Here is a 10028-nt window from a genome sequence, read left to right as displayed (position 1 = left end):
ACCGGGCAACTGGAAGGCATCAACAACAAGATCAAGGTGATCAAGCGCATGGCCTACGGCTACCGCGACAGCGAGTACTTCTTCCTGAAGATCAAAGCCGCCTTCCCCGGTAATCCGTGATGAACCACAAAAAAGGCGGCCGAAGCCGCCTTTTTTCTCACCCGTTTCGCCAACCGGTCAGGCGGCGAGGATCTTGTTCCACTCCGCAACCTTGTCGGCCTTCGCGGCCAGCACGGCATCGGTGTCGCCTTCGATCTTCACCGACTTGATCTTGTCGCCCTGCTTGACCGCATCGACCACGTCCAGGCCCTGCAGCACCTTGCCGAACACAGTGTGCTTGCCGTCCAGCCAGTCGGTCTTGATATGGGTGATGAAGAACTGGCTGCCATTGGTGTTCGGGCCGGCATTGGCCATCGACAGCACGCCGCGATCGTGCTTCACGCCATTGTTGGTCTCGTCCTCGAAGCGGTAGCCGGGGCCGCCGCGGCCAGAACCCTCGGGGCAGCCGCCCTGGATCATGAAGTCCGGGATCACGCGGTGGAAATTCAGGTTGTCGTAGAACCCGCGCTTGGCCAGGTTGACGAAGTTGGCGACGGTCAGCGGGGCCTTGTCGGCGAACAGCTCGACCCGGATGGGGCCGCGGTCGGTGTCGAAGGTGGCGATCAGGGACATTGGGGATCCTTTCGGTCTGGGTTCGGCGCTGGGCGCTTGGGCCGGCTATAATACCCGGCTTCCCTTCCTGACCTTCGTGCCCGGCCTGAACCGCAAGCGGCGCGCATTCCCCATGTCCGAATCCAATTCCTCCGTCGAACGCCTCCGCAACATCGCCATCGTCGCCCACGTCGACCATGGCAAGACCACCCTGGTCGACTGCCTGCTCAAGCAGTCCGGCACGCTCAACGAACGCACGGTGCTGGCCGAGCGCGCGATGGACAGCAACGACCAGGAAAAGGAACGTGGCATCACGATCCTGGCCAAGAACACTGCCATCACCTGGCAGGGCAACCGCATCAACATCGTCGACACCCCGGGCCACGCCGACTTCGGTGGCGAGGTCGAGCGCGTGTTGTCGATGGTCGATTCGGTGCTGATCCTGGTCGACGCGATGGACGGCCCGATGCCGCAGACGCGCTTCGTCACCCAGAAGGCGTTCGCGATGGGCTTCAAGCCGATCGTGGTGGTCAACAAGATCGATCGTCCGGGTGCCCGCCCGGACTGGGTGATCGACCAGGTGTTCGACCTGTTCGACAAGCTCGGCGCGACCAACGAGCAGCTCGACTTCCCGATCGTCTACGCCTCTGCCCTGCACGGCTACGCGAGCCTGGACGACAGCGCCCGCGAAGGCGACATGACCCCGCTGTACGAAGCGATCATGCAGCACGTCGCGCCGCCGCAGGTCGACCTCGACGGTCCGTTCCAGATGCGCATCAGCCAGCTGGATTACAGCAACTTCGTCGGCCTGATCGGCATCGGCCGCATCCAGCGCGGCAAGGTGCGTCGCAACATGCCGGTCAGCGTGGTCGACCGCGAAGGCAAGAAGCGCCAGGGCAAGGTCCTGCAGGTGCTCGGCTTCATGGGCCTGGAGCGCATCGAAACCGAAGAAGCCGGTGCGGGCGACATCGTTGCCATCTCCGGCGTCGCCGACCTCTCGATCTCCGACACCGTGTGCGCACTCGACGCGCCGGAGGCGCTGCCCGCGCTGACCGTGGACGAGCCGACCATCAGCATGACCTTCCAGGTGAACAATTCGCCGTTCGCCGGCAACAAGGACATGAGCGGTGGCAAGTTCCTGACCAGCCGCCAGCTGCGCGAGCGCCTGGAGCGCGAAACCCTGCACAACGTGGCGCTGAAGGTCGAGGAAGGTTCCGACCCGGACAAGTTCCTGGTCTCCGGCCGCGGCGAGCTGCACCTGTCGGTGCTGATCGAGAACATGCGCCGCGAAGGCTTCGAACTCGCCGTGTCGCGCCCGGAAGTGATCATCAAGAACATCGACGGCCAGCAGATGGAGCCGGTCGAGCAGCTGGTGGTCGACATCGAGGAAGTGCACCAGGGCGGCGTGATGGAGAAGCTGGGCACCCGCAAGGGCGCACTGAAGAACATGGAATCCGACGGCAAGGGCCGTGTGCGCCTGGACTACATGATCCCGGCGCGCGGCCTGATCGGTTTCCAGAACGAGTTCCGCACCCTGACCCAGGGTTCGGGCCTGCTGTTCCATGTGTTCGACCATTACGGCCCGAAGGAAACCGGTGCGATCGCAAAACGCCAGAACGGCGTGATGATCGCCAACGCCGCCGGCACCACCCCGGCCTACTCGCTCGGGCCGCTGCAGGAACGCGGCAAGCTGTTCGCCGCCGAAGGCGACAACGTGTACGAAGGCCAACTGGTCGGCATTCACTCCAAGGACAACGACCTCACCGTCAATGCCATCAAGCCGAAGCCGCTGACCAACATGCGCGCCTCCGGCAAGGACGATGCGATCCAGCTGAGCCCGGCGATCAAGTACACGCTGGAGCAGGCACTGGACTTCATCGAGGACGACGAGCTGGTGGAAGTCACCCCGAAGGAAATCCGCCTGCGCAAGAAGTTCCTGACCGAAAGCGACCGCAAGCGCGCTTCGCGCTCGGCGTAAGCACGACGGGGAACACGCGATGAGTGTGTTCCTCGGCTGGATGCCAGGCGCGGCCACGCAGGCCGCGTTGGCTGACCTGCAACACCGCATCTGCGTGGCACTGCCGGCGGATGCGCCGCGCCACGACTGGCGCAGCCCGGCGCAGTGGCACATGACCCTGCGCTATCTCGGCGAATCCATCGACGACGCGCAACGCACGCGCATCGATGCTGCGATGATCGATCTCGCAGCATCGACGCATGCATCCGATGCAACCATCGTCGGCGCGCAGTACTGGCCGCACGCGAAGGTGCTGGTCGCGAAGATCGAGGCGTCGGATGCGCTCAAGACTCTGCTGAAGCAGCTCGAAGCGACGATGCAGGACTGCGGCTTGGCGAAGGAACGTGCGCAGACCGCGCATCTCACCCTCGCCTACCTGCCGCGCGGCGCACAGCAGCCCGCCCTGCCCGACACCGGGTTTCTCGCGAGTCCGCTGCAAATCGACCGCGTGCATCTCTTGCGCACTGTTCCCGGCGCCTACATCTCGCTTGCATCGTGGCCGCTGGCCAGCACCGCAACGGACGCATGACCCAGCAGGACTACAACCCCGACCCGCATGCGCACCCAGGCCTGCATGTCATTGCCGTGGTCGAGGCGGTGAAAGGGTCGCTGGCTCTGCTCGCCGCCAGCGGCCTGGAACTGCTCGGTCCCGCCCCGCTGCAACGCTGGGTCGATGCCTTGATCGCGCGCTTCCAACTGGATCCGCACCATGGCGCGATGGCGTGGCTGGCCCACGCGATCAATCCCGATGCCGTGCACCTGGCCGCGGCGGTCGCGGCGTTGTACGGCATCGTCCACCTGATCGAGGGCTGGGGCCTGTGGCGAGCGAAGGCGTGGGCCTCGTGGCTGGGCTGCGTGTCCGCGGCGCTGTACCTGCCGTTCGACGTCTATGCGCTGGCGACCCATCGGCACTGGCTGGAAGCCGTGGTGGTGGCGATCAACCTGCTGGTGGTGTGGGTGCTCGCACGCGATCTGCGCAAGCGTCGCCGTTGAGTTGAACCCCGGGTCGGCAGCGGCGATGCTTGCGCATCCTCGTCCGGAACCATGCCGATGCGCCGCCTCGCCCTCGCGACCTCGCTCTCGCTGCTCGTTGCCTGCCAGCCCGCATCGCACTCGCCTGCTGCCGTCGATGCGAAAACGCCTGCCGTTGCGCAGGCACCCGCTGCGTTCGCGTTCGAGGAAGCCGACATCGCCTCGCTGCAGAAGCAGATGGGCGATGGCTCGCTGACCAGCAAATCGCTGACGCAAGCCTACCTGGACCGCATCGCCGCCATCGACGATGCAGGCCCCACCCTCAACGCTGTCATCGAGACCAATCCCGATGCGCTGAAGGATGCCGACGCACTCGATGCCGAACGCAAGGCCGGCAAGTTGCGCGGGCCACTGCACGGAATTCCGGTGCTGCTGAAGGACAACATCGATGCCGTGCCGATGGTGAATTCCGCGGGCTCGCTCGCGCTGGCCTCGCACAAACCGAAGACCGACGCCTTCATTGTCGCGAAACTGCGCGAGGCTGGCGCGGTGATCCTGGGCAAGACCAACCTCAGCGAATGGGCCAATTTCCGCTCCACGCGGTCGACGTCCGGCTGGAGCGGGCGCGGCGGGCAGACCAGGAATCCGTACGCGCTCGACCGCAATCCCTGCGGTTCCAGCGCCGGCACCGGCAGCGCCATCGCCGCCAATCTGGCCACGGTCGGCATCGGCACCGAGACCGACGGCAGCATCCTTTGCCCGTCGGCCGTTGCCGGATTGGTCGGGCTCAAGCCGACCGTCGGGCTGGTCAGCCGCAGCGGCATCATTCCGATCTCCGCATCTCAGGACACCGCCGGGCCGATGACCCGCAGCGTGGCCGATGCCGCCGCCCTGCTCAACGCAATCGCCGCTGCCGACGAAGCCGATGCCGCGACGAAGGAACGCGCAGCTGATGCCGCGATCGACTACACCACGCACTTGAAGGCGGATGCACTGAAAGGCGCCCGCATCGGCGTGGTCCGCAAGTTGATGGGCTACCAGCCGGATACCGATGCCGCGTTCGAGCGCGCCATCGCCGCGATGAAAGCCGCCGGCGCGACCGTGGTCGATGCGGAGATCCCGACCCTGGGGCAATGGGGCAAGGACGAATTCGAGGTCCTGCTGTACGAATTCAAGGATGGCCTCAATCGCTACCTGGCGAGCGGCGGCGCACCGTATCCGTCGCTGGATGCCCTGATCGCATTCAACAAGGCCAATGCGGCGACCTCGATGCCCTTCTTCGCGCAGGAGATCTTCGAGCAGGCCAATGTGAAGGGTCCGCTTACCGACGCCGCCTACATCGCCGCGCGCGACAAGGCACGCAAGCTCGCCGGCCCGCAGGGCATCGATGCGGCCCTGAAGGCGCAACACCTCGATGCACTGGTCGCACCGGCGATGTCACCGGCATGGCCCACCGATCCGGTCAACGCCGACCATTTCACCGGCGCCGGTTACGGCGCGGCCGCGGTCGCGCGCTACCCCAGCATCACCGTGCCGATGGGCGACGTGCACGGCCTGCCGGTCGGCATCGCGTTCATGGGCACGGCATGGAGCGAAGGGCGGTTGATCGAGCTGGCCTATGCCTACGAACAGGCCAGCAAGGCGCGCAAGCCGCCGCGCTTCCCGGCCAGTATCGAGGTCGGCAAGGCGGAGTGACCCGCCCGGCCAGTCAGGCGTTCGCGATCGGTCCGCGCTTGCGCACGATCAGCATCGCGATCTCCAGCGCCTGCTCGTAGTTCAGGCGCGGATCCACCGTAGTGCGGTAGGCGCGCTGCAGGTCGATCTCGGTGAGATCGCGCGCACCGCCCAGGCATTCGGTCACGTTCTCGCCGGTCAGCTCCAGGTGCACGCCACCGAGCTTCGTGCCCGCGGCTGCGTGCAGGTCGAATGCCTGCTCGATCTCGCTGCGGATGTTGGCGAAACGGCGCGTCTTGTAGCCGTTGCTGGTCGATTCGGTGTTGCCATGCATGGCATCGCAGATCCACAGCACCCGCCGGCCTTCGCGCTTCACCGCATCGAGCAAGGTCGGCAGCTTGGTCGCGATGTGTTCGGCGCCCATGCGATGGATCAGGCCGAGGCGCCCCGGTTCGTTCTCGGGATTCAGCACGTCGATCAGGCGCAGCAACTGGTCCGGCGTCACCGAGGGCCCGACCTTGACCGCGATCGGGTTGCGGATGCCGCGGAAGTATTCGGTGTGCGCGCCGTCCAGCGCGGCGGTGCGCATGCCGATCCAGGGGAAGTGCGTGCTCAGGTTGAACCAGCCCGGCTGGCGCGGCACCTGGCGCGTCTGCGCTTCCTCGTACGGCAGCAACAGCGCTTCGTGCGAGGTGTAGAAATCGACCCGGTTGAGGTTGTGCATCTGCCCGCCGGCCAAGGTCTCCATGAAGCGCACGGCATCGCCGATGCTGGCGACCATCTTCTGGTACTCGGTGGCATGCGGCGACTGGCTGACCCAGCCCAGGCCCCAGTATTCCGGGTGGTGCAGGTCGGCGAAGCCGCCATCGATCAGCGAACGCACGAAGTTCATCGTCATCGCCGAACGCGCATGCGCCTTGATCATCCGGCGCGGATCGGGGATGCGCGCTTCGCTTGTGAACTCCGGGCCATTGACCATGTCGCCGCGGTAGCTCGGCAGGGTGATGTCGCCCTTGGTTTCCAGGTCGGCCGAACGCGGCTTGGCGTACTGGCCGGCGAAGCGACCCACGCGCACCACCGGCAGCTTCAAGCCGTGCACCAGCACCAGGCTCATCTGCAACAGCACCTTCAGGCGGTTGGAGATGACCTCGGAATTGCACTCGGCGAAGGTCTCGGCGCAATCGCCGCCCTGCAGCAGGAAGCGCTTGCCTTCCTGGGCCTCGGCCAGTTGCTGCTTGAGCGTCAGGATTTCCCACGACGTCACCAGCGGCGGCAACGCACGCAACTCGTCCTGCGCGGCCGCGAGCGCCGCGGCATCCGGGTACTGCGGCAATTGCAAGGCCGGCTTCGCGCGCCAGCTGTCCGGCGCCCATGGTGTGGCGTGGGAGGCGGGCGTGACGGGAAGCGGTGTGACGGACGACATGACGCAGACCGATGCAGGGATGATGCGCTGCATCATCCGCCGCATGCCGTGGTGCTGCAACCGTTACCGGTGGAACCTATGGTGATGTCGACGTTTGAAACCGGCATACAACGCGCCCAGTCCCAGCGCCACGAAGAACACGAAGCACCACATCGGCATGCTCAATCCGAGGAACTTCCAATCGATCGCGCTGCAATCGCCGGTGGCCAGCAGCACTTTGCGTGCCGCGCCCAACCAGGAGTTCTGCTCGACGATGAAGTTCCAACCCGGGCCGCAGCTGGGCATGGCCGGCGGGTTCAACTGCACCCAGGAATGACGTCCTGAGTACCCGGCGCCGACGGTGGCAGCAACCAATGCGAGCAACGACCAAACCTTGCGTCCACCCGGCGCCCGCGGCGCATGCAGGCCACCGATCAGGAACACGACGCCGAGCGTGGCGAAGGCGATGCGCTGGAAGATGCAGAACGGGCACGGGTCGATGCCGAGCTGGAACTGCACATAGAGCGCGTAGCCGAGCAGCGCGGCGCAGATGGCGAATCCGAGCAGGAACTGACTGCGGAACGACCAGCGGAACGGATTCATGCGCCTGCCTTGCGTGGGGGTCCGCCGATTATCGTCCAGACGCCCGAAAACGAAAAACCCCGGAAGTCCCGGGGTCTTTCGATGCAGCCGTTGACGCTTCCGATTACTCGGCAGCAGCCTGCGGGCGATCCACCAGTTCGACGTACGCCATCGGCGCGTTGTCGCCGGCGCGGAAGCCGCACTTGAGGATGCGCAGGTAACCACCCGGACGCTGCGCGTAGCGCGGGCCCAGCACGGTGAACAGCGTGCCCACGGCTTCCTTGTCGCGCAGGCGCGAGAACGCCAGGCGGCGGTTGGCCACGCCATCGGTCTTGGCCAGGGTGATCAGCGGCTCGGCGACGCGGCGCAGTTCCTTGGCCTTCGGCAGGGTGGTGCGGATCAGTTCGTTCTTGAACAGCGAGGCCGCCATGTTCGAGAACATCGCGCCGCGGTGGGCGCTGGTGCGGTTGAACTTGCGGCCGGATTTCTGGTGACGCATGGGAAAGGTTCCTTACGAAAGAATGTTGGGGCGCTGGATTTCGCTGTCGCCATCCTGGCGTGTGCTCGTTGTTCCGGGCGGGTGGACTGCGGGTGGTCCGTGCCGGCGTCCCTTGCCGGGCATGCCGCGAACGTCTTGTTCGTCGGCTGGGTAGTGCGTGGTGCGGTGCTGCCGAATCTCTTGAGCGGGAGCCGCGGCTCTCGCCGCGTTTGCTGCCCCGGCCCTCAGGCGTAGCCTTCGGGCGTTCGAGCGCGCTGGCGATGCCGGATGGCATCGCCAAAGCGCGCGCTCTTACCCCATCATCCCGTGCGAGGCGACGCCGGCCGGCGGCCAGTTCTCGAGCTTCATGCCAAGCGACAGGCCACGCTGGGCCAGCACTTCCTTGATCTCGGTGAGCGACTTCTTGCCCAGGTTCGGGGTCTTGAGCAGCTCGACTTCGGTCTTCTGGATCAGGTCGCCGATGTAGTAGATGCTCTCGGCCTTCAGGCAGTTCGCCGAACGCACGGTGAGTTCCAAGTCGTCGATCGGGCGCAGCAGCACCGGATCCACGCCGCTGGCGGCCTGCTTCGGGGCACCGCGGTCGCGGTGGGTGAAGTCACCGAACACCGACAGCTGGTCGCTGAGGATGTCGGCGGCGGTGCGCACGGCCTCCTCGGCGTCGATGGTGCCGTTGGTCTCGATGTCCAGCACCAGCTTGTCGAGGTCGGTGCGCTGTTCGACGCGCGCGGCTTCCACCGCGTAGGCGACGCGGCGGACCGGCGAGAACGACGCGTCCAGCATCAGCTTGCCGATCGCGCGGGTTTCCTCGTCCGGGCGGCGGCGGGCGGCGGCCGGCTGGTAGCCGAAGCCGCGGCTGATGGTGAGGCGCATGTTCAGCGCCACGTCCTTGGTCAGGTTGGCGATCACGTGGCCGGGGTTCAGCACCTCGACGTTGTGGCTAGTCTTGATGTCGCCGGCGGTGACCAGGCCCGGCCCCTGCTTCTTCAGCTCCAGGGTGTCGGAGTCTCCGCTGTGCATGCGGATGGCGACATCCTTCAGGTTCAGCAGGACTTCGAGCACGTCTTCCTGCAGGCCTTCGACCGTGGTGTACTCGTGCAGCACGCCGTCGATCTCGACTTCGGTGATGGCGAAACCCGGGATCGAGGACAGCAGCACACGACGCAGCGCGTTGCCGAGGGTGTGGCCGTAACCGCGTTCCAGCGGCTCGATCACGACCTTGGCGCGGTTGTCGGTGATGCGCTCGATCTGCGGGCCGCGCGGACGCAGCACTTGGGTGGCGGTAACCGTCATTCGTGGTGTCTCCTGCTGGCCTGCGCGCGTGGCGCAGGCCGGTGGCAATGGCTTACTTCGAGTACAGCTCGACGATCAGCGCTTCGTTGATGTCGCTGGGCAGGTCGCCACGCGCAGGCACGGCCTTGAACACGCCGGCGAACTTGTTGGCATCGACCTCGACCCACGACGGCGACAGGTCCATCTGCTGGGCGACGGTCAGCGATTCCTTGACCCGGAGCTGGCGCGCGGCCTTCTCGGACAGGGCGATCGCGTCGCCGGCCTTGACCGCATACGACGGGAGGTTGACCGGCTTGCCGTTCACGGTGATGCCGCGGTGCGACACCAGCTGGCGCGCGGCCGGGCGGGTGATGGCGAAGCCCATGCGGTAGACGACGTTGTCCAGGCGGGTCTCCAGCAGCTGCAGGAGGTTCTCGCCGGTGTTGCCCTTCTTGGTCGCGGCCTTCTTGTAGTAGTTGCGGAACTGGCGTTCCAGCAGGCCGTAGATGCGCTTGACCTTCTGCTTCTCGCGCAGCTGGGTGGCGTAGTCGGACAGCTTGCCCTTGCGGGTCATGGTGGCGCCGTGCTGGCCGGGCTTCTGCTCCAGCTTGCACTTGGAATCGAGCGCGCGGGCCGGCGACTTCAGGCCGAGGTCGGCGCCTTCGCGACGGGCGAGCTTACAGGTGGGACCGATATAACGAGCCATTTTCTAATGCTCCCCGGCGTCAGACGCGACGCTTCTTCGGCGGACGGCACCCGTTGTGCGGGATTGGCGTCACGTCGATGATGTTGATGATCTTGTAGCCCACGTTGTTCAACGAACGCACGGCCGACTCGCGCCCCGGGCCCGGGCCCTTGATGCGCACTTCCAGCGACTTCACGCCGTAATCGAGCGCGGCCTTGCCGGCCTTCTCGGCGGCGACCTGCGCGGCGAACGGGGTCGACTTGCGCGAACCGCGGAA

General features: G+C 66.0%; 12 protein-coding genes. 5 read left to right on the top strand and 7 right to left on the bottom strand.

The annotated features are described in order from the left end of the window. Positions 1-120: transposase (locus ACE3T8_RS14730; RefSeq protein ID WP_374609356.1), on the top strand; the 120-nt coding region annotated here is incomplete at its 5' end. A 57-nt stretch (positions 121-177) separates the two neighbouring features. Here the strand turns inward: ACE3T8_RS14730 and ACE3T8_RS14725 are convergent. Then, positions 178-672, bottom strand: a complete 495-nt coding sequence (locus tag ACE3T8_RS14725; RefSeq protein ID WP_374610197.1) for a peptidylprolyl isomerase — start codon at positions 670-672, stop codon at positions 178-180. Positions 673-784: 112 nt separating this feature from the next. Between ACE3T8_RS14725 and typA the strand changes: the two genes are divergently transcribed. From typA to ACE3T8_RS14705, 4 genes are read left to right on the top strand one after another with little or no spacing between them, the layout of a single operon-like run. Then, positions 785-2629: a translational GTPase TypA gene (typA, locus tag ACE3T8_RS14720; RefSeq protein ID WP_374610195.1), complete on the top strand. Its 1845-nt coding sequence runs from the start codon at positions 785-787 to the stop codon at positions 2627-2629. A gap of 19 nt (positions 2630-2648) precedes the next feature. Then, positions 2649-3197, top strand: a complete 549-nt coding sequence (locus tag ACE3T8_RS14715) for a 2'-5' RNA ligase family protein (RefSeq protein WP_374610194.1) — start codon at positions 2649-2651, stop codon at positions 3195-3197. Then, entirely contained in the window at positions 3194-3661 is a 468-nt protein-coding gene (locus ACE3T8_RS14710; protein WP_374610192.1) for a DUF2127 domain-containing protein, read from the top strand. The genes ACE3T8_RS14715 and ACE3T8_RS14710 overlap by 4 nt, the downstream gene beginning before the upstream one ends. Before the next feature lie 57 nt (positions 3662-3718). After that, complete coding sequence (locus ACE3T8_RS14705) at positions 3719-5335, top strand: amidase (RefSeq protein ID WP_374610190.1); 1617 nt, start codon at positions 3719-3721, stop codon at positions 5333-5335. Positions 5336-5348: 13 nt separating this feature from the next. Here ACE3T8_RS14705 and ACE3T8_RS14700 read toward each other — a convergent pair whose 3' ends face one another. The 6 genes from ACE3T8_RS14700 to rpsK all read right to left on the bottom strand — a co-directional run. Further along, entirely contained in the window at positions 5349-6737 is a 1389-nt protein-coding gene (locus ACE3T8_RS14700) for a class II 3-deoxy-7-phosphoheptulonate synthase (RefSeq protein ID WP_374610189.1), read from the bottom strand. Positions 6738-6800: 63 nt separating this feature from the next. Next, entirely contained in the window at positions 6801-7319 is a 519-nt protein-coding gene (locus tag ACE3T8_RS14695) for a disulfide bond formation protein B (protein WP_374610187.1), read from the bottom strand. A gap of 103 nt (positions 7320-7422) precedes the next feature. Continuing rightward, positions 7423-7797, bottom strand: a complete 375-nt coding sequence (gene rplQ / locus ACE3T8_RS14690) for a 50S ribosomal protein L17 (protein ID WP_374610185.1) — start codon at positions 7795-7797, stop codon at positions 7423-7425. Positions 7798-8088: 291 nt separating this feature from the next. After that, on the bottom strand, positions 8089-9087 hold the full coding sequence (locus tag ACE3T8_RS14685) for a DNA-directed RNA polymerase subunit alpha (RefSeq protein ID WP_374610183.1): 999 nt from the start codon (positions 9085-9087) through the stop codon (positions 8089-8091). Between the two features lie 52 nt (positions 9088-9139). Further along, a complete protein-coding gene (gene rpsD / locus ACE3T8_RS14680) occupies positions 9140-9772 on the bottom strand; it encodes a 30S ribosomal protein S4 (RefSeq protein WP_374610180.1) in 633 nt (210 codons plus the stop codon). Positions 9773-9791: 19 nt separating this feature from the next. After that, the coding region (gene rpsK / locus ACE3T8_RS14675; RefSeq protein ID WP_374610177.1) for a 30S ribosomal protein S11 at positions 9792-10028 on the bottom strand (237 nt) is incomplete at its 5' end.

This window comes from Thermomonas sp., from assembly GCF_041919455.1.
GTDB lineage: Bacteria > Pseudomonadota > Gammaproteobacteria > Xanthomonadales > Xanthomonadaceae > Thermomonas.
This window is presented reverse-complemented; position numbering and strand designations above follow the sequence as displayed.